23 protein-coding genes, 1 tRNA gene, 1 pseudogene and 1 riboswitch are annotated in these 26,697 nt (G+C 66.3%); of the genes and pseudogenes, 10 read left to right on the top strand and 15 right to left on the bottom strand.

Annotated features, from left to right (window positions below):
* The first annotated feature begins 11 nt into the window (after positions 1-11).
* Complete coding sequence (locus ACFOOR_RS04840) at positions 12-719, top strand: hypothetical protein (RefSeq protein WP_343164794.1); 708 nt, start codon at positions 12-14, stop codon at positions 717-719.
* A 6-nt stretch (positions 720-725) separates the two neighbouring features.
* On the opposite strand, the gene ACFOOR_RS04835 is transcribed toward ACFOOR_RS04840, so the two are convergent.
* Positions 726-1,697 carry a KpsF/GutQ family sugar-phosphate isomerase gene (locus ACFOOR_RS04835; protein ID WP_343164795.1) on the bottom strand — a complete coding sequence of 324 codons (972 nt, stop codon included), beginning with the start codon at positions 1,695-1,697 and terminating at the stop codon, positions 726-728.
* A gap of 139 nt (positions 1,698-1,836) precedes the next feature.
* On the opposite strand from ACFOOR_RS04835, the gene gpmA reads away from it, so the two are divergent.
* The 3 genes and pseudogenes from gpmA to ACFOOR_RS04820 all read left to right on the top strand — a co-directional run bounded on the left by gpmA (position 1,837) and on the right by ACFOOR_RS04820 (position 4,427).
* Positions 1,837-2,559, top strand: a complete 723-nt coding sequence (gpmA, locus tag ACFOOR_RS04830) for a 2,3-diphosphoglycerate-dependent phosphoglycerate mutase (RefSeq protein ID WP_343164796.1) — start codon at positions 1,837-1,839, stop codon at positions 2,557-2,559.
* 23 nt (positions 2,560-2,582) lie between these two features.
* A pseudogene (ribD, locus tag ACFOOR_RS04825) lies at positions 2,583-2,996 on the top strand (bifunctional diaminohydroxyphosphoribosylaminopyrimidine deaminase/5-amino-6-(5-phosphoribosylamino)uracil reductase RibD); the annotation flags it as partial.
* A 129-nt stretch (positions 2,997-3,125) separates the two neighbouring features.
* The gene (locus tag ACFOOR_RS04820; protein ID WP_343164797.1) at positions 3,126-4,427 is read left to right on the top strand and encodes a pentapeptide repeat-containing protein; all 1,302 of its coding nucleotides are present in this window, start codon (positions 3,126-3,128) and stop codon (positions 4,425-4,427) included.
* An 80-nt stretch (positions 4,428-4,507) separates the two neighbouring features.
* Here ACFOOR_RS04820 and ACFOOR_RS04815 read toward each other — a convergent pair whose 3' ends face one another.
* Entirely contained in the window at positions 4,508-4,981 is a 474-nt protein-coding gene (locus tag ACFOOR_RS04815) for an Hsp20 family protein (protein ID WP_343164798.1), read from the bottom strand.
* A 232-nt stretch (positions 4,982-5,213) separates the two neighbouring features.
* On the opposite strand from ACFOOR_RS04815, the gene ACFOOR_RS04810 reads away from it, so the two are divergent.
* Positions 5,214-6,212, top strand: coding sequence for a class I SAM-dependent methyltransferase (locus ACFOOR_RS04810; RefSeq protein WP_343164799.1), 999 nt, complete (start codon positions 5,214-5,216; stop codon positions 6,210-6,212).
* On the opposite strand, the gene hisN is transcribed toward ACFOOR_RS04810, so the two are convergent.
* From hisN to ACFOOR_RS04795, 3 genes are all read right to left on the bottom strand, one after another.
* Positions 6,209-7,012 (bottom strand): histidinol-phosphatase, encoded by an 804-nt coding sequence (gene hisN, locus ACFOOR_RS04805; RefSeq protein ID WP_343164800.1) that lies wholly within the window; start codon positions 7,010-7,012, stop codon positions 6,209-6,211. The two genes, ACFOOR_RS04810 and hisN, sit on opposite strands and share 4 nt — an antisense overlap.
* Before the next feature lie 47 nt (positions 7,013-7,059).
* Entirely contained in the window at positions 7,060-7,449 is a 390-nt protein-coding gene (locus ACFOOR_RS04800; RefSeq protein WP_039712251.1) for a helix-turn-helix domain-containing protein, read from the bottom strand.
* A 126-nt stretch (positions 7,450-7,575) separates the two neighbouring features.
* Positions 7,576-8,472 carry an N-formylglutamate amidohydrolase gene (locus tag ACFOOR_RS04795; protein ID WP_343164801.1) on the bottom strand — a complete coding sequence of 299 codons (897 nt, stop codon included), beginning with the start codon at positions 8,470-8,472 and terminating at the stop codon, positions 7,576-7,578.
* A gap of 107 nt (positions 8,473-8,579) precedes the next feature.
* Between ACFOOR_RS04795 and cpdR the strand changes: the two genes are divergently transcribed.
* Complete coding sequence (cpdR, locus tag ACFOOR_RS04790; RefSeq protein ID WP_039712249.1) at positions 8,580-8,945, top strand: cell cycle two-component system response regulator CpdR; 366 nt, start codon at positions 8,580-8,582, stop codon at positions 8,943-8,945.
* Positions 8,946-9,072: 127 nt separating this feature from the next.
* Here cpdR and ACFOOR_RS04785 read toward each other — a convergent pair whose 3' ends face one another.
* Positions 9,073-12,177 carry a TonB-dependent receptor domain-containing protein gene (locus ACFOOR_RS04785; protein ID WP_343164802.1) on the bottom strand — a complete coding sequence of 1,035 codons (3,105 nt, stop codon included), beginning with the start codon at positions 12,175-12,177 and terminating at the stop codon, positions 9,073-9,075.
* Positions 12,178-12,453: 276 nt separating this feature from the next.
* Here ACFOOR_RS04785 and ACFOOR_RS04780 point away from each other — a divergent pair.
* Positions 12,454-12,528, top strand: a tRNA-Val gene (locus tag ACFOOR_RS04780).
* 44 nt (positions 12,529-12,572) lie between these two features.
* On the opposite strand, the gene ACFOOR_RS04775 is transcribed toward ACFOOR_RS04780, so the two are convergent.
* Positions 12,573-14,009, bottom strand: coding sequence for a tetratricopeptide repeat-containing sulfotransferase family protein (locus ACFOOR_RS04775; protein WP_343164803.1), 1,437 nt, complete (start codon positions 14,007-14,009; stop codon positions 12,573-12,575).
* Between the two features lie 121 nt (positions 14,010-14,130).
* Between ACFOOR_RS04775 and ACFOOR_RS04770 the strand changes: the two genes are divergently transcribed.
* Positions 14,131-15,198, top strand: coding sequence for an Mrp/NBP35 family ATP-binding protein (locus tag ACFOOR_RS04770; protein ID WP_343164804.1), 1,068 nt, complete (start codon positions 14,131-14,133; stop codon positions 15,196-15,198).
* 3 nt (positions 15,199-15,201) lie between these two features.
* On the opposite strand, the gene ACFOOR_RS04765 is transcribed toward ACFOOR_RS04770, so the two are convergent.
* The 6 genes from ACFOOR_RS04765 to ACFOOR_RS04740 all read right to left on the bottom strand — a co-directional run bounded on the left by ACFOOR_RS04765 (position 15,202) and on the right by ACFOOR_RS04740 (position 22,653).
* Positions 15,202-15,960 carry an ABC transporter ATP-binding protein gene (locus ACFOOR_RS04765; protein ID WP_343164805.1) on the bottom strand — a complete coding sequence of 253 codons (759 nt, stop codon included), beginning with the start codon at positions 15,958-15,960 and terminating at the stop codon, positions 15,202-15,204.
* Complete coding sequence (locus tag ACFOOR_RS04760; RefSeq protein ID WP_380213906.1) at positions 15,957-16,928, bottom strand: FecCD family ABC transporter permease; 972 nt, start codon at positions 16,926-16,928, stop codon at positions 15,957-15,959. The genes ACFOOR_RS04765 and ACFOOR_RS04760 overlap by 4 nt, the downstream gene beginning before the upstream one ends.
* Positions 16,925-17,806, bottom strand: a complete 882-nt coding sequence (locus ACFOOR_RS04755; protein ID WP_343164807.1) for an ABC transporter substrate-binding protein — start codon at positions 17,804-17,806, stop codon at positions 16,925-16,927. The genes ACFOOR_RS04760 and ACFOOR_RS04755 overlap by 4 nt, the downstream gene beginning before the upstream one ends.
* Positions 17,745-19,496 (bottom strand): TonB-dependent receptor plug domain-containing protein, encoded by a 1,752-nt coding sequence (locus ACFOOR_RS04750; RefSeq protein WP_343164808.1) that lies wholly within the window; start codon positions 19,494-19,496, stop codon positions 17,745-17,747. The genes ACFOOR_RS04755 and ACFOOR_RS04750 overlap by 62 nt, the downstream gene beginning before the upstream one ends.
* A 259-nt stretch (positions 19,497-19,755) precedes the next feature.
* Positions 19,756-19,952, bottom strand: a riboswitch (cobalamin riboswitch).
* Entirely contained in the window at positions 19,950-21,743 is a 1,794-nt protein-coding gene (locus tag ACFOOR_RS04745; protein ID WP_343164823.1) for an SLC13 family permease, read from the bottom strand. Its footprint overlaps the riboswitch before it by 3 nt.
* Positions 21,744-21,819: 76 nt before the next feature.
* Positions 21,820-22,653: a WecB/TagA/CpsF family glycosyltransferase gene (locus tag ACFOOR_RS04740; protein ID WP_343164809.1), complete on the bottom strand. Its 834-nt coding sequence runs from the start codon at positions 22,651-22,653 to the stop codon at positions 21,820-21,822.
* A 137-nt stretch (positions 22,654-22,790) separates the two neighbouring features.
* Here ACFOOR_RS04740 and ACFOOR_RS04735 point away from each other — a divergent pair, with 137 nt between their 5' ends.
* The gene (locus ACFOOR_RS04735) at positions 22,791-23,027 is read left to right on the top strand and encodes a hypothetical protein (protein WP_343164810.1); all 237 of its coding nucleotides are present in this window, start codon (positions 22,791-22,793) and stop codon (positions 23,025-23,027) included.
* A 7-nt stretch (positions 23,028-23,034) separates the two neighbouring features.
* Here the strand turns inward: ACFOOR_RS04735 and ACFOOR_RS04730 are convergent, their stop codons facing one another.
* The gene (locus ACFOOR_RS04730) at positions 23,035-24,321 is read right to left on the bottom strand and encodes an MFS transporter (protein ID WP_343164811.1); all 1,287 of its coding nucleotides are present in this window, start codon (positions 24,319-24,321) and stop codon (positions 23,035-23,037) included.
* A 71-nt stretch (positions 24,322-24,392) separates the two neighbouring features.
* Positions 24,393-25,454: a hypothetical protein gene (locus ACFOOR_RS04725; RefSeq protein ID WP_343164812.1), complete on the bottom strand. Its 1,062-nt coding sequence runs from the start codon at positions 25,452-25,454 to the stop codon at positions 24,393-24,395.
* A gap of 251 nt (positions 25,455-25,705) precedes the next feature.
* Between ACFOOR_RS04725 and motA the strand changes: the two genes are divergently transcribed.
* A complete protein-coding gene (gene motA, locus ACFOOR_RS04720; protein WP_343164813.1) occupies positions 25,706-26,575 on the top strand; it encodes a flagellar motor stator protein MotA in 870 nt (289 codons plus the stop codon).
* Positions 26,576-26,697 lie beyond the last annotated feature (122 nt).

The following is a 26,697-nucleotide window of genomic DNA, read 5'->3' as shown; positions in this document are numbered from 1 at the left end:
GGAAGGCTTCCGTGATCGTGATGGATGGCTACAGGTTCAGCCAACAGGACAGGCTGGCGCGCAAGCTGCGAGCCCGGCACCTCGTGTTGATCGACGACCTCGCCGATACGCCCTTCCCTGCTGACCTGGTCGTCAACCAGAATCTCCATGCAAAGGGGCTCGATTACGCGCAGTACGAGGCGCAGCAGCTTCTGCTCGGACCCGAATTCGCCTTGCTGAGATCGGAATATGCGGCGCTGCATGAGAGCCCGCGCCCGGACGACGGGGCGGTATTGGTGACACTCGGCGGCAGCACAATCGGCAAGCGAGCCGTCGAGATCGCAAACAGGCTGGCAGATCGGATCGACCGGACGATTTACGCTGTAGTCGGGTCGGAAGTATCGGTCCCAGGCAATCGACATGCACGAGTGGAGGTGTTGAGCGGGATCGACATGCCGGCCCTCATGGCGGAGTGTCGCCATTATGTCGGAGCCATGGGGGTGAGCTATCTGGAAGCGCTAGCAGCAGGCCTTTCGACAACGGCAATCGCAATACCCGCATCTCAGATGCTCGCCGTTAAAGCGGCGAGAGATCAAGGGCTGGTCGTGCTCGACCGGATCGAGGACCCGCACCTGGTGGACGAGGTCATCGAAGCATTGGAAAGGCCGTTGTCGCCCCAACCTTATCCTGACGGGTTGGGTGTCAAACGAGTTGCCGACGCGATTGTGTCGCTATTGTAAGCTGGCCTATTTGACACCCGCGCGAAGCAGGTCGTGGATATGAAGTAGTCCCGCCGGCCGACCTTCGTGATCCAACGAGAATAGGTGCAGGATTTTCCGGTCGCCAGCGGTCATCCGACGCATCGCGTCGGCGGCGAGCGCGCCCGGTTCAATGGTCTGGGGATCGCGGGTCATCACCTCGGACACCGGGCGGGTCACCAGCCCCCCGCCCATGTGGCGGCGCAAATCCCCGTCGGTCACGATCCCGGCCAGAGTCCCGTCCGCGTGGGTGACCCCGACGCAGCCGAAACCCTTGGCCGACATTTCAAGCAGGGCTTCGGACATCGGCGCGTCAATACCGATCAGCGGCATCGCCTCGCCGGCGTGCATCAGGTCGCCCACCGTGGCCAGCGCCGCGCCGAGCGAACCGCCGGGGTGATAGACGCGGAAGTCGCTGGCCGTGAACCCGCGCGCTTCCAGCAGCGCCACCGCCAGCGCGTCGCCCATCGCCATCATCAGCGTTGTCGACGTGGTCGGGGCGCGGGTCTCGCCGCAGGCTTCCGGCGCATCCGGCACGAAGAGATGAAAGTCCGCGCCGCGCGCGAGCAGGGAGTCGCGGCCGGCGGTCATGGCGATCAGCGGCGTGCCGAAGCGGCGGCAATAGGCGATCAGATCGCCCAGTTCCCGTGTCTCACCCGACTTCGACAGGGCGAGCACCGCATCGTCCGGCGTGATCATGCCGAGATCGCCGTGGCTGGCCTCGGTCGGGTGGACGAAATAGGCGGGCGTGCCGGTCGAGGCGAGGGTGGCGGCAATCTTGCGGGCGACATGGCCGGACTTGCCGACCCCGGCGCAGATCAGGCGTCCCCTGATCCCGTTCAACAGGTCGACCACGCGGGCGAAGTCGGCGTCGATGGAGTCCGCGAGTGCACCGAGCGCGTCGCGCTCCATCTCGACGACGCGGCGGCCCGCCGCGATAGCCTTGTCATCATGTTTCATGGCTTCGCCTTTTAGGCCTGCGCGAGGCAAAAGGCGAGTGGGCGGCAGCGCTTCGCCTGCCTTGCCCGCAGCGGGCGGGCGGGCTATCCCGCTGGAAGTTGCCGGACGGTCCGGCGATACCCGACACAAGGTCCGCGCCATGTCCCGACTCGTCCTCGTCCGTCACGGCCAGAGCGAATGGAATCTCCAGAACCGGTTTACCGGCTGGGTCGACGTCAATCTGACCAGCGAGGGCGAAGCGCAGGCGAAGAAGGCAGGTGCGTTGATGAAGGCGGCCGGCTTCGCGCCGAAACGGGCTTTCGTGTCCATGCTGACCCGCGCGATCCGAACGCTGAACCTGGCCCTGGCCGACATGGGGATGAGCTGGATTCCGGTGGACAAGAGCTGGCGGCTCAACGAACGCCATTACGGGGCGCTGACCGGGCTCGACAAGGCGGAGACAAAGGCGAAGCACGGCGAAGAGCAGGTCAAGGTCTGGCGCCGCTCCTTTGACACGCCGCCGCCAGCGCTCGATCGCGACGACGAACGCCATCCACGCTTCGACCCGCGCTATGCCGGTCTGGCCGACAGCGACCTTCCGGCGACGGAATCGCTCGCCACGACGCTGGAGCGGGTTCAGCCCTATTGGGAAAGCGAGATCGCACCGCATCTGAAGGCCGGAGATGACCTTCTCATCGCTGCACACGGCAATTCACTGCGTGCGATCGTGAAGCTGCTGTTCAATGTGTCGCCCGACACGATTGTCGAGGTCGAGATCCCGACGGGCAATCCGCTGATGATCGAACTCGACGCCGATCTGAAACCGGTCTCCGCGCGCTATCTCGATGCTGATCGCGCCCAGCCCCTGCCTGCTCTGCCTTGAGCTGGAACGGCGATCTTCGCTTCATGGACGCCGCGCTCGCCTGGGCGCGAAACGGGCTCGGCCGCACCGCGCCCAACCCCTCGGTGGGCTGTGTTCTGGTAAAGCATGGCACTGTCGTCGGAGCGGCACGGACGGCCGATGGCGGCCGCCCGCATGCCGAAACCCGGGCCCTGCAGCAAGCCGGCGAAGCCGCCCGGGGGGCGACGGCCTATGTCACGCTGGAACCGTGCGCCCATACCGGTGTCACCGGCCCGTGTGCCGACGCACTGATCGAAGCCGGGATCGCGCGGTGTGTGGTGGCGATTGTCGATCCCGATCCGCGGGTGGATGGCGGCGGGATTGCGCGGCTGGCCGCCGCCGGAGTGAGAACCGAGACCGGACTCCGTGAAGAGCTGGCGCAGGCGATCAAGTCCGAATTCCTGTCGCGATTTCCCCGGCGCGGCGGTTGATCTTCCCGGCTGAAGACCGCGTGCCATCAACACTTACCGTTAACCGGAACTGACTACGTTATCCACAGGATGCGGACCGTTCCGGTTCGCGGAAGCAGCAGGATCCGGCCGAGCGCCATGCCCGCGGAAGGTATTGCATACAAGACGCTGACCCAGGCGCAGGTGTCAGAGATGTGCGACCGGCACGAACGGCTCTGGTCCGGACGTTCGGGCGGCGCGCGCGCGCATTTCGCCTATTGCATCCTGACCGACATGGATCTGTCGCGCCGCGACCTGTCCGATGCCGATTTCACCGGAGCGATCATGACCGGTGCCAATCTGTCGGGCACGGTGCTGAATTCCTCCAGCCTCTACAGCGCGGATCTGCGCCGGGCGAATCTCGAAGGTGCGTCGCTGCGGCGGGCCGATCTGCGCGGCGCGGTGCTGCGCGGTGCAGTCCTGACCGGCGCGGACATGACCGAGACCGATCTGCGCGAAGGCGTCATTGCCCGGCCCGACCGGGAAAAGGGTCTGGCCGTCATCAAGCATGAGAGCCGGGCCGGCGAAGCGACCGAAGCGAACTTCACCGGGGCGAACCTGACACGGTCGAAGATGGCCGGCATGGTGGCGCAGCGCGCCGACTTCACCGATGCCATGCTGCTCGGCGCCCGCCTGATCCGCGCCAATCTGCGCGGCAGCGTGTTCTCCGGCGCCAATCTCGAGGGCGCTGACCTGTCGGGCGCCGACCTGTCGGATGCCGATCTGTCGGATTCGATCCTGGTGAACACCAATCTCACCATGTCGAAGCTCGAAGGCGTCAAGACCACGGGGGCGCTGACCGAAAAGCCGGCCGGCAAGACACTCGAAGCGCTCGGTGCGCCCGTCGGCGAGCTGCTCGCCGATCACATCCGCTGGTGCGAGACCGACGGCGCGGAAGGCCGCCCGTCGATCTTCGACGGTGCCGACATGCGCGAACTGCACTCCCTGGCCGGCAAGCGGCTGACCGCCTTCCAGGCCAGGGGCGCGACGCTTTACGGGCTCGATCTCGAAGGGGCACAGCTTCAGGGGGCCCGTCTGGAACGGGCGGACCTGCGCATGGCCTGCCTGCGCGGTGCCGATCTGCGCGGCGCGGACCTGACCGGGGCGCGGCTGAACAATGCCGACCTGCGCGACTGCAAGCTGGGCCCGTTGCTGATCGGCAAGGACCGGCTGATGCCGGCTTCGCTCGCGGCGGCCAAGATCCGCTATGCTGATCTGCGCGGTGCGGATTTGCGGCGGATTCGGGCGACGGGTGCGGACTTTTCCTATTCGCGGCTCGATGCCAGCGACGTGCGCCATGGCCTGTTCACCGGGTCCTGTTTCACGGGCGCCCGGATCGATCCGAGTTTCGGCGAGGACGTCGAGAATGCCGACGGCGCGGTCGATCTCGACGCCGCCTGAGCTTCACGAACAAAAAGGCGGGCGGGGATGATCCCCGCCCGCTCAAGGTTTCTCGAAGGGTATGCTCGCGCTGCCGCGCGTCAGGCCGCCTTGGACCTGCGGCCTTCGATCGTCTTGGCCTTGCCGCCAGAATTGCCGATCTCGATCCGGCGCGGACGGGCCGCCTCCGGGATTTCACGCTCGAGACTGATGAGCAGAAGGCCGTTCTTCAGTTCCGCACCGGTCACCGACACATGGTCGGCAAGGTGGAAGCGGCGTTCGAACGCCCGCTCGGCGATCCCGCGATAGAGATAGTTCGGGGCCTCGTCCTCGGACCGGTCGGCCTTGCGGCCGGAGACGGTCAGGACATTCTCCTGAACCTCGACGAAGAGATCCTCGTCACCGAAGCCGGCGACGGCCAGTTCGATGCGGTAGTCGTTCTCGCCGAGCTGTTCGATATTGTAGGGCGGGTATCCGTTCGACGGCTCGGCCTTCGAGGCCGCATCGATCAGGTTGGCCAGCCGGTCGAAGCCGACGATGGACCGGTAGAAGGGGCTGTAATCAACACCACGCATGGCACTTATCCTCCAGTTAGAGCAACAAGCCGCTCCGCGATGTTCCTTGCGGAGCGTCCTCAGGCGATCCCCGTCCGCACGCCCGAAGGCCGTGCCGGGGACCCGCGAAACCCGTAACGGCGTTCCGCACGGACCTATTTGGGTAGCCGTCTCGCCGGTTCAAGAGGCAAGGCGTTGCGCCCGGAACGCCGCTCGGCTAGGGCTATCGGCGTCACAATCGAGGAAAGCCATCATGTCGCGTTTCGCCCTTCTGACCGCCCTGTCCTCCCTCGCCCTGCTCGCCGCCTGCGGCGGCCGTGAACCGGATACGACCGAGACCGAAGCCGGCGGTGATGAAGGTATGGTCGTCGATACCGGCATGGCGACCGACACTGGCGTGGCGCCGCAGGACCCGGCCGATGCCTCTGCGGCGGAGGGCACGCTCGAATGGGCGGTGGCCGGTGAGTGGCGCGGCGAGGATGCGGCGCGGGACGCCTGGCGCAACCCGCAGGAGACGCTCGAATTCTTCGAAATCGACCCGTCCGGGACGATCGTCGAGATCTGGCCGGGTGGCGGCTGGTATGCGCGCATCCTGGCTCCGTGGGTCGCGGCCAATGGCGGCACCTATATCGGCGCGACCTTCCCCGAAAGCAGCCCGAGCGAAGCGCGGCGCGCGGCGCGGGCCAGCTTCCTCGCGGAAATGGCATCGAACCCGGTCTACGGGCAGGTCGCTGCGGGCGATTTCAGTGCCGATGGCGCCGATATCGCCCCGGCCGGGAGTGTCGATGCCGTGCTGACCTTCCGCAATGTCCACAACTGGATGGGCGGCGGCTTTGCGGAGCGCGCCTTCGCGGACTTCTACACCGTGCTGCGTCCGGGCGGCGTGCTCGGCGTGGTCGAGCACCGCCTGCCCGACACTCGCGAACAGGATCCGGGCGCCTCGTCAGGATATGTCCAGGAAGCCTATGTCATCGCGCTGGCCGAGGAGGCCGGGTTCGAGTTTGTCGGCCGCAGCGATGTGAATGCCAATCCGGCCGATACCGCCGATCACCCATTCGGGGTCTGGACGCTGCCGCCGGTCGGCCGCACCTCGCCCTTCGGAGAACCGGAAGACCCGGCCTTCGACCGCGCGCCGTATGACGCGATCGGCGAAAGCGACCGGATGACGCTGCTGTTCCGCAAGCCGCTGCGCGACAATACGCCCTCGGAGGCCGAAGAGGACACCGGGGACGCGGCAGGCGAGGAAGGCTAGGCCCGGCGCGCCGCCGGCGCGAGGATATCCAGCGCCGCCGCGTGCAACTCCGGCGTTGCCGCGGCCACCACCTGTCCACCCGCATGGGCCGGACCACCGCGCCAGTCGGTCAGAAGCCCGCCGGCGCCGGTCACGACCGGGATCAGGGCCTGGACATCGAAGGGTTTCAGGCCGGACTCGACGACGAGATCGACACCGCCCGCCGCCAGCAGGGCGTAGGCATAGGCGTCCATGCCATAGCGGACGAGTCTGAGCTGCGGACGCAGGGCGGCAAAGCGCTCGGCTTCCGCCCCCTGGAAAAGATAGGGATCGGTCGTCGCCATCAGTGCCTGGTCGAGGCGTGTGGTGCGCGAAACGCGCAAGGTCCGGGTCGCGCCGCGATGTGACAGTCCCGCCCGGTCGCCGTCGCCGAAGAAGCGTTCGCCGGTGTGAGGCTGGTCGATCACGCCGGCGCGGGGCAGCCCGTCGCGCGTGTGCGCAATCAGGACCGTCCAGGCGGTTGTTCCGGCGATGAAGCCGCGCGTGCCGTCGATCGGATCGAGGGTCCAGCCGCGTCCGTTCCGGGACGGCAGGGTGTCGAATTCCTCGCCGAGAATGCCGTCGCCCGGCCGGTGCTGCTCGATCAGGCGGCGCATGGCCGCTTCCGACGCACGGTCGGCCTCCGTGACGGGGTCGAAGGCCGCGGCCTCCTTGTTGTCGACGGCCGTACCGTTGCGGAAGAAGGGCAGGATGGCTTCTCCGGCCGCGTCGGCCAGACGGAAGGCGAATTCGAGGTCTTCTGACAAGGAAAAGGCGGACATCGCTGCCCGCCTATCACGCATCCTTGCTGGCTGCCAGAACTCTTGGTTCAGGCGGCGTCGTTGGCCGGTTCGCCCGGCTCGAGGGATTTTGCCAGTTCGAGAAGGCGTTTGCGCGGACGCTCGCCGAGCCGGTAATAGGCACGGATCAGGTCCATGGTTTCCTTCTGCGACAGAATGTCGGCGGCGAGCACCGCTTCGGGTTCGTCGGCGCCTTCACGGCGCGACAGGCCCTCGTAGAAATACTGTACCGGCACGTCGAGCGACTCGGCGAGTTCGAACAGACGGCTGGCGCTGACGCGGTTCGCGCCGCATTCGTATTTCTGGATCTGCTGGAAGCGGATGCCGACGGATTCGGCAAGCTGCTGCTGCGTCAGGCCCAGGAGACGGCGGCGGCGGCGCAGCCGCTTGCCGACGTGAAGATCGATTTCATTGGTCATGTCGAACGTCCACCCTTGATGCGTGTATCCCGCCTCTGGCCCTCGCGCCCCAGGCTTTCGCGTGACAAGGGAGCAAGCGGCGTGCCGAACGCTCAAAAGGTGACCAAATCCTTGAAATACACGCAGTTAGGCGAGTTTCTCGACCCAATCTATCGCCACGATGGAGGCGAGGAAGGCGTCGATTCTCCATCTGAGGGAGTCGAATGTCCCGGATCGGGCCACGCGCCCCTCGTCGAGATAGAGCGCGCGGTTGAGCTCGATCTGAACGGCGTGCCGGGCATGGTCGGGCTGACCGTAGCGCTCGGTCGTGTACCCGCCGGCATAGGGCGTGTTGCGCCGTGTCCTGAGCCCCTGGGCCTGGAGGGCGGATTCGATGGCATCGGTAATCCGCGGCGCGCAGGACACGCCGTGACGGTCGCCGATGACTGCGTCGATGCCGGGGGCGCTGATCGAGGGCATGGAATGCGCGTCGATGAGGATCGCGAAACCGTGCCGGTCGACGGTACGGGCAATCTCGGCCTCCAGCGCAGCATGATAGGGCGTGTGACAGAGCGCGATGCGGTGCGCGATCTCGGCCCGGTCGAGCAGGCCGGAATGGATCGACAGGCCATCCGCCCCGAGCCGCGGAACGACACCGAGCCCGGCATGGGCGCGCGGCGAGCGGATCGGCGTCAACGGATCGGTCCGGTCGCCGGTCAGAAGCGGGTCGAGTTCGTCGGCTGACCGGTTCGGATCGACATAGACGCGCGGGAAGGTCGCCAGAACGAGGGTCAGCCCGGCCGCCGGCGCGGAGGCGTAGAGCTCGTCCATGAAGGCATCCTCGGACCGCCGCAGCAGATCGAGCGACAGCGCGGACTGTTCGAGAAAGCGTTCAGGATAGGCACGGCCGGAATGGGGAGAGGCGATGATGACGGGCGCGGTGCCGCGCAGCGGGCGCAGCACTTCGACCGGCGGCAGCGCGGCCGTGCCGGGCGGGCGCGCCGTGCGCGTCGCGGATGTCAGTTTCACCACCATGTCGTTCATGCTGATGTGCGCTGCGCGACGGGTCAACCAATTCACCGGCGTTCAGCGGGTTTTTACCAAGAGCGCGTATGGTCCTGCCAACGATCAATTCGGGGGAGTATCGCGAGATGGCGAGAATTCTGCTGGCGGAAGACGACGATTCGATGCGCGACTTCCTGGCCAAGGCACTGAAACGGGCCGGGCACGAGGTCATTTCCTGTGCCGATGGCGATGAGGGCCTCAGCGTGTTCGAGGGTCAGCCGGATGGCTTCGACCTGCTGCTGACGGACATCGTGATGCCGGGCATTGACGGGATCGAACTGGCGCGGCGCGCCGCGGAGACGGTGCCGGGCCTGAAGATCATGTTCATCACCGGCTTTGCCGCGGTGGCGCTGAACCCGGGTTCGGGCGCGCCGACGCAGGCCAAGGTGTTGTCCAAGCCCTTCCACCTTCGCGAGCTGGTCGACGAGGTCGCCCGGGTGATGGCGGCCTGATCCCGATCACATCGGCAAACGCAAAGGGGCGCCCCAACGGGCGCCCCTTTTTCATTGCCGCGAAGGCAGAAAAGAAAAGGGCCCGCTCCGAAGAGCGGGCCCGATCCTTACGTAACCCAGCGTTCGACTAGAAGCGCTTGGAGACGTTGATGAAGAAGCGACGACCGATCATGTCGTAGCCCGCACCGAGCGGCACGTTCGTACCGCCGAGGGTGGCGTCCGCCGTGTTCTGGTCAACCAGGGGCGGCTCTTCGTTCAGCAGGTTGTTGAAGCCGGTCGTGACACGCCAGGTGTCCGAACGCCAGCTGAGCGACAGGTCGTGGTACAGGACCGCGTCAACGTCATCGAGACGATCCACACTGCCCGTGAACTCGAGAGCAGGTTCCGCCGCACCGAACACACCGAGGTTCTCCTGAGCGCCGATGTAACGGCCACGCCAGAAGAGCGTCCAGTCACCCTGGATGTAGCGGGCATCAATCGTGCCGCGCCATTCCGGGAAGCCGATCGTGCCAACCGTGTCGTTGATCGCCGAACTCGGCGTCGTCTGGTTGGTGATCTCGATCGACTGCGTGAAGACGGTGTTCGCTTCGATGCGCGCACCACCCCACACGTCCATGCCAAAGCGGGCATTGTAGTCGAGACCCTGCGTGGTCTGCTGAGCGATGTTGAACGGCGTGTTGTCCACGAAGGTCAGGAAGCCCGTATTCGGGTCACGCTGACGACGCGCACAGAACGGATCGTTCGGGTAGTTGGTCGAGTTGTAGCAACGGTTCAGCGAGAAGGCCGTACCCGGGATCGCGATGGAGTCTTCCACGTTGATCTCGAAGTAGTTCACGCCGAACTGGAAGTCGAACGAGTCGAACCACGGCTGGTCGATCGCGAAACCGACGCTGATCGAGTCGGAGGTTTCCGGCTCGAGGCCCGGGTTACCGGCCCGGAAGGACTGGATCGACGGAACGCCGGTCGCACCGAGCGAGGTCGGGTCGACACCGTCCGCAATACAGTTCGCGAGAACCGTCGGCGAACGCGGGTCGAGGGTCGGGTCGTAGGAACCCGGACCACCCGGGATCGCCGCTTGCGGGACGACGCAGGGGTCGGCACCGCCGCCGGTGAAGCCGGTCTGACCGCCGAGGAAGAGTTCCCGGACGTTCGGAGCGCGGAAGGACGTGCCCGCCGTGCCGCGGAAGGTCAGGTAATCAACCGGCGACCAGGAGAGCTTCGCGGCCCAGGTCGAGTTCTGACCGTAGAATTCGTGGTCCGTCAGACGGGCCGCGATGTCGAAGGTCAGGTCTTCAGCGAACGGACGGCCACGCAGCAGCGGGAACGACAGCTCGGTGTAGAACTCGTTCAGGTTCACGGAACCCTGGGACAGCTGGTCGGCGAAGAAGCCGGCCGCGAGGCCCAGAGCGGCAACCGTGTCGACGCCCGAGTCGAGACCGATTTCACGGTATTCCCAACCGAACACGGCGTTGACTTCACCGTCAGGCATGTTGAACAGCGGGCCCGTGACGAACGCACCGGCCACCAGTTCGTCAACCTTCGTGGTGACGGTACGCTCACCGGTCAGGAAGTCGGCTTCGGCCTGCGATCCCCACTGCGGACCCGTTTGCGGGTCGTAAACGTAGAGCGACGGCGCGAACATGTCGATCGGCACGCAGTTTTCCGGATCCAGGAAACCGAACAGGTCGATATAGGACGGATCGCCGCAGATCAGGTTGCCACCACCGTCGAAACGGGTCGTGGCGAGCGAGAGACGCAGACGCTCTTCGAGCACCGCACCGCGCGAGGAGTAGCCCATCGAGCGGGTGTAGGAGACGAAGGACTCGAAGTCCCAGCCCGGCGCGCCGATGAAGCCGAGATCGCCGCGCAGACCGGTCAGAAGGCGGGTCTGCTGGATTTCGACATCCACGTCGGAACGCTGGGTCGGCGAGGAGATGATCGGCACCACGCCGTAACCGTAGAAGCTCGCACCATTACCGTAGGTGAACGGGTTCGTCGGGTTGGAGTCCGGCACGGTCGGGAAAAGCTGACCGTGGAAGTTCGAGTTCGAGAAGGTCTGCGAGTTGGAGTGCGACGCTTCGAAGAAGAAGGTCGTGCCCTCGATACCGAACAGGGAGTCGATATCGTAATCGCCCGTCAGGAACATGCTGTAACGCGAGTTCGACGGCAGGATGTCCGACCACTGGGCCGACGGATAGGACTGCGCTTCCGGCAGGTTCGACATGAAGGTCCGGCCAGTCGCGGTCGGAGCGACCCACCAGCCAGCCGGCGAACGTGCATCAGCCGTGTTCAAAGCAACGCCGGCCGGGCCCTGGAAACGGTACACGTCAGTACCGAGCAGGAGGCCGCCGCCCGGACGGGCGAGGGTCGAGAAGACGCGGACGCGGTTGACGATCGAGCCGCCGCAGGTGTTCGGACGGGTCGCCGAGGACGTGATCTGGTTGCCGGAGGCATCCAGGTCGATGTCCTGCGAGCAGTAGAAGCCCGACGGGCTGCGGTTCCAGTCGCGCTGGTTGGCGCGCAGGTTCTGCTGATCGTAGTATTCCATCGCGAAGGTGAAGCCACCGCGCTCGGAACGATCGCCGACGAGCAGCGAGTAACGCTGGTTTTCGCCGCCATCGTCTTCCGGAACGGAGACGTAGCCTTCGATGTTCAGGCCTTCATAGTCCTGCTGCGTGATGATGTTGATCACGCCGGCGACGGCGTCAGAGCCGTAAACCGAGGACGCGCCGTCGAGCAGGATGTCGACGCGCTGGATGATGGAGGACGGAATCAGGTTGATGTCCGGGAAGGACGGCGCGCCTTCCACACCGGCCGGCGACATGCGGCGGCCGTTGATCAGGACGAGCGTCCGGTCCGCCGACAGACCGCGGAGCGAGACGTTGTTCACGCCCGGGCCGCCGTTCGTGACGAACGCGTTGTTGATGGTCTGGTCGAGCTGGGCGCCCTGGATAACCGGCACCGAGCGGATGATTTCCGCCGTGTCGACGAGACCGGCTTCGGTCACGGTTTCGGCGTCGATGACCTGAAGCGGCGACGTCGAGGAGAAGGAGTCGCGGCGAATACGCGAACCCGTCACGACGATGCTGTCTTCGGCCTCTTCGGCCTGTTCTTCATCTTCGTCGTCTTCAGCCTGCTGAGCCCAAGACGGTGCGACCGTCAGACCCGCAGCCGCAAAGCCGGCCAAGATGGTGGAGCGCAGAAGTCGCTCACGATCCCAATAGCTGCTCACGATGCAATACCCCTTCGTGGTGTTGTTTCCTCCGCCCTTCCGGCTTGATCCGAACGAGCGCACAGACGGGAGTCTAGTCTATCCCGACGCGCACTATCGCCATGCGCCCCATCCCCGTAAAGGGATCGCCCTATTCCCACCGCATTTCGGCCCTGCATGTTGCAAAAAAGTCATAACCTGTTGAGGGGGCTGTCACGGAACGGACAGCCAGGGTGCTGACAGGGGTCTTGCGCGACCGCCCGGCGGAGGCTAAGAGCGCCTTCCCCGCAACGGGATGGGCGCGTAGCTCAGCGGGAGAGCACTACGTTGACATCGTAGGGGTCGCTGGTTCGATCCCAGCCGCGCCCACCATCCCCTTCCGTCCGAAACGTGCGAATCCGGCCTCCGGCCGGGCATCACGTGTGCGTGATCTGACCGGTCTCGTCCCAGGCCGGGTGGTTCCAGTGCCGGATCCACGGGTCGAGCGCGCCGCGAATCCCCTCGAAGGCGAAGCCGTAGCGCCGCCATTTTTCGCGCGCCGAAGTGTAGACCGGCTTGGACACCTGCCGGGCGGACGGGGTCGAGATCCGTCTCTGCCCCAGTGTTTCGCGATAATCGCGCACGGAATCGTCCCAGCCCGGTCCCAGGAAATCGAGCGCGGCGCGGACCTCGCCCTCCCAGTCCTCGACCACGGATTCGTAGCGGACCTCATGAACCGCCAGGTGCGGGAAAGCCCGCAGCGCTGCCTGACCGGCCGTCATCACCAGGCCGTAATAGTCCGCCGCACCCTCGGGGGTCAGCATGTTCAGGCCGAACGGGTTGGTGTCGAAGGTGAGGAAGAGGTTCGACAGCAGGACGTCGCGCGGATCGCGCACGGCAAACAGGATGCGCGCGCGGGGAAACACTTTCGCGATCAGACCCAGCCAGATCGTGTTCGAAGGCTGCTTGTCGACGAAGACATGGCCGGCTGGCGGCGGTCCGCCGCGGGCATTGTGCCAGTACCAGCTGCGCATCTTGCGAACTTCACCGTCGCTCGCGGCAAAGAAGCGCGCCAGGCTTTCCGGTGTCGACCCGGCGGCGTTGGCGATCGGGTCAAGGAGCGGGCGCTCGTCGGTGGTTTCGACCTGCGGGTGCGCTGCCAGCATGTTTTCCAGCAGTGTCGTGCCCGAACGGGGAAAACCGAGCAGGAAGGACGGGTCCGGCAGGTCGTCGACCGGATCGGGCATGGCCTGGACCGGCATGCCGGCATAGAAATCCGCGATGCGTTTCAGCGCCGGAGGCCCGGCGATCTGCGAGGCCGGATCGATGCGGTCGGCGAAGGCCGTCTTGACGATGCGGTTGCCGGTCATGTGCGCGTCGAAGGCGGCGCGATAGTCGGCCAGGGCTTCGCGGGCTCGCCCCAGCCGCTCACAGACGGCGGCGTCGGCCATCGGGTCCGGTCCGCCGGGCTTGAAATGCCTGTCGATCCAGTCGATCGCCGCGGCGGGCCGTCCAGCCTCGATCTCGGCGGCGGCGAAGGCGGCGATGCCGTAGACATTGCCCGGATCCTTCTGAAGCACCTTGCGCGACCAGGCCTCAGCCGCCGGCCAGTCATTCACACGCTCGGTCGCGCGGGCGAGCAGGGTCAGGACCTCGTGATGAGCCGGATCGATGGCGTGTGCTCGTTCCAGAAACGGAATCGCCTTCTTCGGCTCGCGGAGCAACAGAATCGCGGCGAGATGGAAGTGAGGATCGAACGCATCCGGGAAGGCGGCGACAAGCCGCTCGCAAATCTGTACGGCCTCGCCATAGCGCTGCGCGGCGGTCAGCCGCCGGACCGCATCCATGTCCCGTTGAAGGTCGGTATCGCTCACGCCGCACTCCGTTCGATCGCCGCGCAAGGAAGAGTGCGGTCCGCCCCCTGTCAATTGCCGCACTGCCCTTTCGCCCGCCCCCGCGCAGCGCTATCTCCCGGAATGAAACCGGAGTTGTCCCATGGCCGACCGCCTGATTGCCCTGCTCGCCGCCCTCACCGATCCCGTTTCCGGGAAGCCCCTGCCCGAGTCGGGCCGGCTCGAAGGCGTCAGCGAACGCGACGGCACCGCGACCGTTGTCCTCAAAGTTCCGCAGGGCGGCGATGACGGGGCGCTGAAGAAGGCGATCGAGAAAACCCTCAAAAGGGACCGGGCCGTCAAGCGCGTGCGCCTGATCACCACGATGGAACGCGCGGCGAAGCCGGAAAAGCCGCAGCGGCCCGTCTCGCCGCCGTCCGCGAAACGTCCCGCCAAGCGGATCATCGCCGTCGCCGCGGGCAAGGGCGGGGTCGGCAAGTCGACCGTGACCGCCAATCTTGCCGCGGCCTACGCCAAGCAGGGCCTGAAGGTCGGTGTGCTCGATGCCGACGTCTACGGCCCGTCCATCCCGCGCCTGCTCGGCCTTCGCGATGTGCCGGGCCTGCAGAAGACCGAGGCCGGGATCCGGCCCGCCGAGGCGCACGGCATCAAGGTCGTGTCGATGGGTTTCCTGACCAAGCCCGGCGCAGCGGTCGTCTGGCGCGGACCGATGGTGCAGGGCGCGATCACGCAATTCCTCAACGAGACAGTGTGGGACGAGCCGGACGTGCTGCTGATCGACATGCCGCCGGGCACGGGCGATGCGCAACTGGCGATCGCGCAGACCGCCGCGGTCGACGGCGCGGTGATCGCGGTGACGCCGCAGGACCTCGCGCTCGACGACGCCCGCAAGGCGATGGCGATGTTCCAGCAGACGCATACGCCGATCCTGGGGCTGATCGAAAACATGTCGGTCTTCCTGTGCCCGCATTGCGGCGAGCCGAGCGAGATTTTCGGCCATGGCGGCGCGCGCGCCGAGGCCGAGGCGATGGGCGTGCCCTTCCTTGGCGAGATCCCGCTGCATATCGATTTGCGGAAGCGCTCCGACGAGGGCCGCCCGGTGGCGTTCGACGAAGGACCGGTCTCGGCCGCTTTCGCCCGGCTGGCTGACAGTGTGCTGGCGGCCTGCGATGAGGCCCGCAAGCCGCTGCCGGAGATCGTCTTCAGCTGACCGTCAGATCGGCGACCAGTCGGTCGGCTTCGCGCCGCCCGGCGCGGTGATCGCGAAAACCCGCTCGAGATTGGCCTCCGACAGGACCTCGGCGGGGGTTCCGTCAATATCGACCCGTCCGCCTTCGACGAGCAGGACGCGGCTGCAATAGCGCGCGACGAGATCAAGCGCGTGGGCCGCGATGACGACCAGTTTTCCATTGGCCGCCTGGGCGGCCAGCACGTCCATGATTGCCAGCTGGTGGCGGGGATCAAGCGAGGCGGTGGGTTCGTCGAGCAGCAGGATGCCGGCCTGGGTCGCCAGGGCGCGGGCCAGCAGAACGCGGGCACGTTCGCCTGACGACAGCGTGTCGAAGCGGCGATGGGCGAGATGCGCCACGCCGGTGGTTTCCAGCGCGATCTCGATCGCGGCTTCGTCATTCAGCGACAGGCGATCCAGCGGCTTGCGGTGCGGCAGGCGTCCGAGCGCGGCAACGGTCCGGGCAGGGACCGGCCAGACGGCTTGCTCGCCGGCCGGCATGAAGGCGATCCGGCGGGATCGTACGGCTGGTGGCAGAGCGGCAACGGAACGGCCGTCCAGTGCCGCTGCGCCGGCAATCGGCGCATTCAGGCCGGCGAGCGCGGTCAGCAGCGTCGACTTGCCCGCCCCGTTCGGGCCGACGAGCGCGACGAATTCGCCGGGCGAGAAGGCGGCGTCCACGGCTTGAAGCACCGGGCATTGGCCATGTCCGAGCGTGGCCTGTTTCAGCGACAGCAATGTCATGCCGGCCCCCGTGTCTGCGTGCGGACCAGCCAGAAGAAGAAGGGCACGCCAAGCAGCGCCGTAGCGACGCCGAGATAGAGCGGCGTGCCCTGTCCCGAGAGCAGCCGGACCAGTGCGTCGGCCGCGGTGAGCAGCGCCGCACCGCCGAGCGCGGCAGGCAGGAGCAGGCGCGAGGGCTGGTGGTCGACGAAACGCCTGAGGAGGTGGGGCGCGACAAGCCCGACAAAGCCGATCGCCCCGGCCACGGCCACGCCGCCACCGACCGCCAGCGCCGACCCCGCGACCACGATGATCCGCAGGCGGGCGAGGTCGGTTCCGAGGCTTCGCGCCGTTGCTTCGCCCAGTGTCAGCGCGTCGAGCGCGCGGGCAGTGAAGGCGAGGACCAGCGCCCCGGCCGCGATCAGCGGCAGGGCGACCGACACCTCGGTCCAGCTGGCATTGGCGAGCGACCCCATCAGCCAGTAGGCGATTTCCGACAGCGCCCAGGGGTTGGGCGACAGATTCATCATCAGCGCGGTCAGCGAGTTGGCGAGCGCCGCGACCGCCACGCCGGACAGGATCAGCGTCGTCGCCCCGGCACGCGGCCCGGCGACGAAGAGAAGTGTCGCCGCGCCGGCGCCGGCGCCGAGGATCGCGAAGAGCGGCACGCCGATCCCCAGAAAGCCGCCGAGACCGAAATAGAGCGCGATCACCGCGCCGAGGCCCGCGCTCGATGTGACGCCGACAATGCCGGGGTCGGCGAGTGGATTGCGGAAATAGCCCTGCAGCACCGCGCCAGTCAGGCCGAGCCCGGCACCGATCACGAGGCCGAGGACAAGCCGCGGCAGACGCAGATCGACGAAGATCAACCGCGCCGCTTGCTCACCGGAAATGAGCGCACCCAGCGGGAAACCGCCCGCCAGCAAATTGGCCAGCGCGGCGAGTGTGCAGGCGGCGAACAGGATCACGATGAGTTTCATATCCCTCATCCTTCGCCCTCCCGCGCCAGTGTATCGAGCGCATCGGCGATGCGTTCTGCAGCCTCGATCAGGCCTGGCCCGGTGCAGGACCAGAGCGCGCCCGGCACCTCGACCGAGGGATGGCGTCCGACCAACCGGCGGAAGGCGGCATGGCGCTGACCGGCATTGCCGGCGGTCCGGTAGCCGTCGGTGAAATAGCTGGTGACGACGAGGTCGGGCGAGACGCGCAGCGCCCATTCGGCGTCGGACCGGGTCCAGCCGACCGCGCCGGCTTCGCTTGCCGCATTGCGCCCGCCCGCGGCGCGAATAGCGGCGTCGATCAGCGTGCCCTCGCCCGCCGTGCCTCCGGTGACCGAGAGGTAGAAGACGGACGGTGACCAGCCGCGTGCTTCGGCCCGGCCTGAAAGGGCTTCGAGCCTTGCATCGAGACCGGCGATCCAGGCTTCGGCCTCGGCCTCCCGACCCAGCGCCGCCCCTGTTGCCCGGGCGCTGGCGCGGATCGCCGCGAAATCCTCTCCCCAGGGCAGGGTCAGTGTGGCGATGCCCGCCGCCTCGAGAACCGGACGGGCGCGGCCGGGTCCGCCCGGACCGAAGACGGCCAGGTCCGGGTCAAGGGCCATCAGGCGCTCGGCATCGGCCCAGGCGCGCGGCAGGGCGCGGGCCCAGTCCGACGCAGTGGAGACCGGTGAATCAACCTGCCAGGACAACGCGATCACGCTGTCCCGGCTGGCCAGTTCGATGACCCAGGCGTCGGCGCACAGATCGGCGGACGCGACGCGCCCGGGGTTGGACGGGGGCGCGTCGCTTCCCTCTTGTGCCGAAGCGCTAGTGGCCCAGACGCAGGCCGAGATACAGGCCGCGGCCAGGCGCCGCATAACCGACCACATCGCGATACTCCTCATCGAGCAGATTGTCGCCGCGAACATAAAGTTCGAGACGGTCAATCACGGACCAGGCGAACCGGCCCGAGACGAGCGTGTAGGCCGGCAGGGAGACATTGGTGAATGCCACAAAGTCGGTGTCGGTCTGCTCGCCGACATGATCGGCGGCGAAGCCCGCACGGAAGGGCCGATCGACGGGCGACCAGGTCACCGACAGGCTGGCGAGCCGGTCCGGACGGCGGATCTCCGGCGTCCCGTTCTCTTCGGCCTCCGAGAAGGTGGCCGACCCGCGTACCATGAGCGCGGGATATGCCTGCCATTCCCCTTCGATCTCGACGCCCCGGCGTTCGGACTGCGTCGCGCGATTCCGCGCCGTGGCCGGAACGGGCGCGAAGTCGGTGAAGATCTCGTCGTCCAGCGTCGATCCATAGGCCGAGAGGCCGAGGCGCAGCGTGTCGCCGAATTGCTGGTCCCAGCCGATCTCCCAGCCGCGCGAGCGTTCCGGGACAAGACCCGGATTGCCGGTGAAGAAGCCGGGGAAGAAGCCGTAAAGCTCATAGATGCCGGGGTTTTTCACCCCCTCGCCGAAGCTGGCACGCAGACGCCCGCCGACAGCATCGAAGGCATGGGCCGCACCGATGCGCCAGGTCAGCGCGTCGTCGAAGCGCTCATTCCAGTCCTGCCGCGCCGAGGCATGCAGGCTGAGCCTGCCCGCCGTCGCACTATAGTCGAAGGCGAGGGCGTCATTCGACAATTCCCGGACCTGGTTGTCGCCTGCCCCGGGGCCGGAGAAGGCGCTGAAGCGCTCGGCTTCGTGCTCGGCCAGGACGGTCAGGCGGTGTTCACCCCCCCAGCCCGACCAGTTCGCCGTACCCTGATAGAAGGCTTGCCAGCGGCGGCCTTCGGTCTCGCCGGCGAACACCCCGGCATCCAAATTCTCGGCCACGTCGGACACGAGGCTGAGCGCCAGCTCGCTGCGCCAGGGCAGGCGGATCGCGCCGGGCTCGGCGATGACGGCGAGCCGCGCGCCATGGCGCAGTCCGTCGGTCTCGTTCGCGGTGTCGTTCAGCCGGCCGTCGAAGTCGGTGTCGGCGTCATATTCGGTCGTATAGGCGGTCAGGCGCGCCGCGCCTTCAACACTTATGCCGAGCGACAGGCCGAGCGTGCCGGATGCGGAAACACCGCGCAGGTCGAAACCGTCTTCCTCGCCGCCAAGGCCCGCCGCATCGATGCCCTCGGTCGCATAGAGGCTGGCGGACATTCCGCCGGACAGCGAACCGCGCGTGCCGGAGAGCGATCCGCCGGCCTGCCGTGTCTCGAAGGAACCGGCCTCGGCGAAGGCGGACAAGCGCGTGTCCGGCGTGCCGGCATGGGTCAGGATGTTGATCACGCCGCCGATCGCGTCCGACCCCCAGAGCGCGGATTGCTCGCCGCGCAGAACCTCGACGCGTTCGACGCCGAAGGCCGGGGTCTGGGAGAAGTTGAAACCGCCGGTGAAGGGCACCGACGCCTCGATCCCGTCGATCAGGACCAGGACATGGTTCGCCTCGCTGCCGCGCAGGCGCACATCGGTCAGGGATCCGGCCGGTCCCGAGCGCGACACGGCGAGACCCGGCACGGCGCGCAGCGCGTCGGCGAGCACCGGACCGCGCAGTTCGATCTCTTCCGGTGCGAGCAAAGTGACCGCCGAGGTCACTTCGCTTTCCGGCACGGGGACACGGGCGCCGACGACGATGATGGTCTCGTCTCCGGTGTCCTGCGCGAGGGAAGGGGCTGTGATAAGGGAGGAAAGGAGGGTTGCGGCGAAAAGACTTCGCCTAAAGCACGAATGTCCGGATAATCCGGTCATGGTCCACAGACTCCAAGTCGGGCGGCCGGATGACCGGTCCGCCGGGTTCAAAGGAGTCGCTGCAAACGGAATGGTCCGCGCCTTCCCGCGTGCTCCCGCACGGGCCGAACGAGCGACGGCATCGGCTGGTCTTCCGGCTCGCGGGTCAGTGCGGTCGATGCGCCTTCCCGGGTGGCCCCAGTGGCTTCCTTGCATCGCCGCTCGCCGCTCACGGCTGCGGGTACAGCGCCGGACTCGGCGGTTGCCCGCCTCACCGGTCTTCCCATCAGATCCCTTGCGGGAACCGATACGGCGCGGAACCTATCCGGCGGTATGGACGGCGTCCAGCGGCCAGATGAGCGGAACCACGGCCACGGTCACCACGCCCATCAGGACATTCATCGGCACGCCGATTTTCAGGAAATCGGTAAAGCGGTAACCGCCAGCGGCATAGACGAGCGTGTTTGTCTGGTAGCCGATCGGGGTGGCGAAGCTGGCGCTGGCTGCGGCCATGACGGCGACCACGAAGGGGCGCGGATCAAGTCCGAGGCTGAGTGCCAGCGCAATGGCCACCGGCGTGACCACGACAGCGACCGCATTGTTGGTCACCACCTCGGTCAATATCGATGTCAGGATGTACACTGCGGCCAGCACGGCAATCGGCGGAAGCATGGCCAAGACGGGGCTGACGCTGTCGACGAGAAGCTCGACCGAGCCGGCGCGCTCAAGGCCGGCCCCGATCGCGATCATCGACAGGATGAGCGCCAGGATTCGCCAGTCGATGGATTCGAACGCCTCGTCGGCATCGACGCAGCCCGTCAGAAATGCCACCGCCACACCGATCACGGCGAGGGCCGCGATCGGCATGATGTTGAGCGCCGCCAACCCGACGATCCCGGCGAGAATCGCGATGGCAAGCCATGATTTCTCGCGGCGGAATGCCCGGTCCTGGGGTTCGGCGAGTTCGACGAGGCCAAAATACTCCGCCATCCGCTTCACATCCTGAGCCGGACCTTCGATGAGCACGGTATCGCCGGGCGACAGCGAAATCGCCCCGATATGATCGGTCAAATTCTCGCCATGCCGATGTACCGCGACGATGTAGACGCCGAAACGCCGACGGAGGCGCAAGTATTTCAGCGGCCCGCGCAAGAGGCGGCTGCCTGCGGGCACCAGAGCTTCGACAATGATTGCCTCGCGCTCGCGCACGTCCGCAAAGCGGTCGGATCCCATTTCAAGATGGCCGTCTCGGCGCAACGAGAGGATCTCGTTTGCCGGGCTGTCGAATACCAGCCTGTCGCCAGCCTGCAACACGACCACGTCCAGCTGGTCACGAAGCGATTCTCCGGCGCGCAGGACATCAATGAGACGCATGTTGCGGCGATTGAAGAAGGCAATATCGCTCAGATTCTTGCCAACGAATTCCGACACGGCCGGCACGGTCGCATCCGTCAGGAAGCGTGCCTCGGTGTTTGACCCGAGAAATTCGGTCATAGACTGCCGGTCCGGAAGGAGCCGCGGGCCCATGACCATGAGGTAAATCCCGCCGACCAGCGCCATGGCGAGGCCGAGGCCCGATATCTCGAAGATGCCGAAGGGTTCGAGCCCGTTGGCGCGGGCAACACCGTCAACCAGGAGGTTGGTTGAGGTGCCGATCAGCGTCACCGTACCGCCCATGATCGCGGCGAAGGAAAGCGGAATGAGATAGCGCGAGGGCGCATGGCCAAGCTTGCGCGCGAGTCCGATCAGCACGGGTATGAGCACCATCACGACCGGCGTGTTGTTCATGAAGGCCGAGGCCACCATCGTCATCAGCAGCACAGCGGGAAGGATCAAAACGGGTGCGCGTTCCGCGCCGTGTTCGATCACGTAACTGGCGAATGAGAGCGCTCCGGTTCGAACCAGGGCTGCGGAAATGACGAACATCGCCGCGATGGTGATGGGGGCGGAATTGTCGAATGAGGCGAGAAGATCGCGGGTCGGCAAAAGCCCGGAGACCAGCATCACCGCAACGCCGCCGATGGCGACGACTTCGGGCGGGAATTTCTCGGTCAGGAAGAGGGCGAACATCCCAGCCAGCACAAGCAGGGCAAGGATCGCCGCGTGATCATTCACAAAATCCAAGCCATAGCTCCCGGCGTTACCGCGAAAGCATTCTAGCCGCGGGACTCACGGCTGCCAGCCGGATTCGTCAAATCCTGAAATTTGCTGCCGCGAGCTGCTTTTCGAAGGCGCGGAGCTTGGCGCGGGCCTTGCGCCATTCCCACCACAGGAAGGCGACTTTCGGGCCGTCGACGAGGTAGCGCTTCCACATGCGCTGCGGTTCCTGCGCGAGGCGATGGAGCCATTCGAGACGGGTCTGCTGCATCCATTTCGGGGCGCGCTGCGCCTTGCCGCCGAGAAAGTCGAGCGACGCCCCGACGCACAGGCCTATGCCGGTGCAGTCGCCGCGTTCCTGACAGGCTTCGGCGATCATTTCCTGTTGCGGCGAGCCGACACACAGGAAGACGAAGCGCGACGGGTTGGCCGCGACGAAGGCGGCGCAATCGGCGATGGCTTCGGGATTGGTCCTGAGGCCCATGGGCGGCTGGTGCCAGCGCACGTCGTGCAGGCCATAGCGCGCCTTGACCGCCTCGATCACGTCCTCGCTGCAGCCGATCACCGTCACCGGCTCGTGCTGGGTGATGACATTGTCGAACAGGGCTTCGGTGAGGTCCGAGCCCGGCGTCACGGCGACATCCTCACCGGAAAGCCCGGCGATCAGTTCGAGCACGCGGCTGTCGCACACGGTCAGCCAGGCCTGCGCGTAGAGCGGGGCGAGGATGCCGTCCTTACGCAGGCGGACGAGGTGATCGACATTCGGCGTGACGACAAAGGCAAAGGGCTTCATCGGGTCGCGCTCGGCGAGGCGCTGAATGGCAAGCGGGAAGTCGATGTTGTCGAAGGCGGAATTGAGGAACCAGATATGGCGCGGCCGCGAGCGGCGTTCCTCGACAAAGTGTTCCGCGGAAGCGTGGATCGACATGTGTTCCGTCCCGATTCGCGCCAGAGGCGACTGACTGACCCCGTTAACTGCAAGCACCGCGCCGTTTGCCGCATCCGAATCCGGGACGCCCCGCATCTGAAGGTGCAAGCGGGGGCAGAGATTTGCGGAGTTGGGACATGTTGGTGCAGGCGAAACTGGCCGTGGCGGCGTTCACGCTGGCGGGATCTGCATTGCTGGCCGAGCCGGTGATGCCGGAGGTGCGGACCGAGATTCTGGTCGGTCCCTATGCCGTCATTCTGGGGGATCGTTCGCCGCAGCTGACGCTGACCGAGCGCTGCGTGAAGGCTGATTGCGCGCTGGTCGAGATCGTCATCCGCCCCGAAGGCGGTCCGGTCTGGCGGGTGGAGCTTTAAACTCGGTTTAAAGGGGGTCTTTCGGCGCCGGCTCATGCACGGCGATCTGCACCACGGCGCGGATGCGCGGGTGGAGAAGGGCGAGCCCGGTCCCGAGCACCGCGACGACGGTGTTCAGGATGAAGGGCATTTGCGGCCCGACCGCCTGGTAGAGCCACAGCCCCGTAACCGGCGCGACGAGGAAGCCGAGGCCCGCCGTCGCGGTGGTCAGGCCCGCGGCGCGCCCCTGCTCGTCGGGATCGACGCTGAGCGACGCCCCGCCGGTAAAGCCGGAGCGCGCGAGGCCGAAGCCGAAGGAATTCAGCAGAAATCCGAACACGATGGCGGCGTAGTTCGTGGCGAAAACCAGTTCGGCATTGCCGACCAGGATCAAAGCAGCGCCCAGCGCCATCAGCGTGCGCGGGCTGGCCTTCAGCGCCGGGATCACCGCCAGCTGAGCGAAGATCAGCGCCCCGGCCCCGGCGGTCAGCGCGACACCGGCATATTGCAGGCCCTCGGACGGGTCGGCCTGAAGCCGGTCCATGACGTAAAAGCCGATCGCCTGCAGCGATGACGCCTGGCTGAGCCAGATCAACACGCCATAGACCATGAAGGGCATCAGGCGCGGATCGCCGGCGAAAGCGAATTGCGCGAACGGGTTGATCGGGCGCTGACGCTGTTTCGGCGGCGTGTTTTCCGGCAGCAGGGTCCGCACGGCGAATGCCCCGAGCGCGACGATCACCGCCACCGCGATCATGAAGGGCGCGACGCCGATCCGCTCGACGAAGGCCGCGGCCAGCGCCGGGCCGATCACCCCGCCGAGGCCGAAGGCGGCGGTGAGGCCGGCGAGCGCCTCGGTTCGCTCCATCGGGCTCGTCCGGTCGGCGACATAGGCCTGCGCCGACGGGTTGGTCGCCGAACCGAGCCCGCCGAACAGCGCCCGCGACAGCGCCATCGCCACGATGGCAGCGAGCGGCGGCAACAGGCCGACCTGCCCCGCCCATGCCCCGCAGGCGAAGATCAGGGTCGAGACCGCGAAACTACTGAGGCCGAAAATGATCAGCGGCCGCCGCCCGCGCCGGTCGGACAGCGCGCCCCAGACCGGGCTCATCAACAGGAAGAGCAGGGCCGAGAGCGTATAGATCGCGCCGATATAGATTTCCGCCACGTCCAGCTCGCGCGCCAGTGGCGGCAGGATGGCGAACAGCATGGAATTGCCGATGCCGGTCGCCATCAGGCAGAGAAACAGGAGGCGGAAGGCGCGGCGCCGGACCTCGGGCGAGGACGGGTTGGCCGGATCGTAAATCGGCGGCATGACTGCCTAGGACTTAGACCCGGGACGGGGGCGCGTCCATCACCGCCCGCTTCACGAATGGCGTCGCCCTGTTACTGGAACGCCCCGGTCAGGAAGGCAGGCAGCGACGGGGCCTGACCGCTGGCCATGGCCGGCAGGGCGATGGCGAGCACGACGCTGACGACCAGTCCGATGAAGGCGCGGATCACGTCGGACACGACGTCCCAGACCATTTCGAGTCGCTTCCGGAGCGCGGTGACGAGGCTGATCGCGGTCTCGCGGCCGGCGAGCAGGCCGAGGAAGACCCAGGTGGTCGACATCGGCACGTCGTTCAGTTCCTTGAAGAAAAGCAGGATCAGGCCATAGACCAGATCGACCACGGTGGCGGCACGGATGTCGCGCGTATTGGTCTTTGTCGTGACGATCTTCTGGATCTCGCCGCCGCGCATCGCGAAGATGACGGCGTGCAGCGCGATCATCAGCGCGGTGGCGAAAACGAGCAGCCCGACCGAGAAGGTGACGTGTACGTCTCCGGACGCGTCGACCACGGTTTCGCGCGGCAGGAAGATGAAGATGTTGGCGAGGTCCTGCATCAGCCATTGCGTCCACAGGAAGGCGGTCGACGCCCACTGCGCGACAAACCAGAAGGCATTCTGCGGATTCTCTCGCGTTTTGAAGACCCAACGCTCGAACAGGTTGGAAATGAGGAGCCAGACGAGGATGCCGGCGCCGAAGGCGACGAGATAGCCGACGAGGCTCTTGACGAGCATCGATTCCATCACGCCTTCGGTGGACTCGCCGCCGGTCAGCGCAAAAATGGTCAGCACCAGGAAGGTGGTGGACACCGGAATGCCGAAACGGGTGAGGATCAGAAGCGCCAGGGGCGGCAGAGCGTGCCACCACTGGATGCCGCCCTCGGGATAGGGAATGCGGTTCAGCCGGTCGAAGGCGATGTCGCCGTCATAGGCGAACCAGCCATAGAGCATCACCCCGACAATGATGGTGCTGGCAAACAGCCACAACACGACCCAGGGCCGTTTCGCATTGGAGGCGAGGAAGGTGCCGAGCGTCTGGATGACATCGTTCGCGACGATGGAATAGGCGGCAAACAGAAAGCCCACGAGCGCAAACAGCTCGATGCCGAAAATGTCCAAGACGTCCCCCCGCCCTCGTGTCGCGGCGGACGTTTCCACGGCTTCGCGCGAAACTCAACGACAGGCGTGTGACAGTGTGGGATTTGCCCCGTCCTGCCCTTCTCCATCCAGACCAGCCCACCCCGCCCCGTAAACGCGGTCCTAACGCGCGCTACACCGGACATTAAGCTAAACGCGCCATAGTCCGTCCCGAAACCGGACAGTGCCCGCTACAGAGGCGCCGCCGGAACAGACACGGGTGGACCAGGGGCATGTTTCAGATCATCGGCATTGTTGTCGTGTTCGTCATGGTGTTCGGCGGCTTCATGCTCGCCGGCGGGCATTTCGACATCATCATCCGCGCCGCGCCGTTCGAGCTGATGATGATCGGCGGGGCGGCGGTCGGTGCCTTCCTGCTCGGAAACTCCGGCAAGACGGTGATGAAGACGGTCGGTGATTTCGGCAAGATCATCGCCGGTCCGAAATGGAAGACGCAGGATTACCGGGACCTGCTCTCCCTGCTCTTCCTGCTGACCAAGACGATGAAGACCAAGGGCGTGATCGCGCTCGAGACCCATATCGAGAACCCGCACGACTCCAGCATCTTCCAGCGCTATCCGCGCATCATGAAGGACCATTTCGCCATCGATTTCATCTGCGACACGCTGCGGATGATGACGATGAACCTCGAAGACCCGCACCAGGTCGAGGACGCGATGGAAAAACAGCTGGAGAAGCACCATCACGAAGCCTCCACCCCGGCGCACGCGATGCAGTCCATGGCCGACGCCCTGCCCGCGCTGGGCATCGTCGCGGCGGTGCTGGGCATCATCAAGACGATGGGCGCGATCGACTCTCCCCCGGCGGTGCTGGGCGGCAAGATCGGCGCGGCGCTGGTCGGCACCTTCCTTGGCGTGTTCCTGGCCTACGGCTTTGTCGGCCCGATGGCGTCGCGGCTGAAGGAAGTCTATGACGAGGAACACATGTTCTACGTCATCATCCAGAATGTTCTGGTCGCGCACCTGCACGGCAATGCGGCGCAAATCTCGGTCGAGATCGGCCGGACCGGCGTGCCGACCAAGTCGCAGCCGAGCTTCATGGAGCTCGAGACCGCGCTGTCGGAAATCCCCGCGGAAGCGTAGGCAATAACGAAATTTTTCCTCCCTTGTAACTCTGTCCTGCCTGCCTGTGGCATGATGCCGTGTGCGGCGGCGGATGGAAGACCGATCCACCCTGGGGCTTGCAAGCCCGTGGGAGAGCCAGG

It is taken from the genome of Hyphobacterium vulgare (genome assembly GCF_042643335.1).
Taxonomy (GTDB): Bacteria; Pseudomonadota; Alphaproteobacteria; order Caulobacterales; family Maricaulaceae; genus Hyphobacterium; species Hyphobacterium vulgare.
This window is presented reverse-complemented; position numbering and strand designations above follow the sequence as displayed.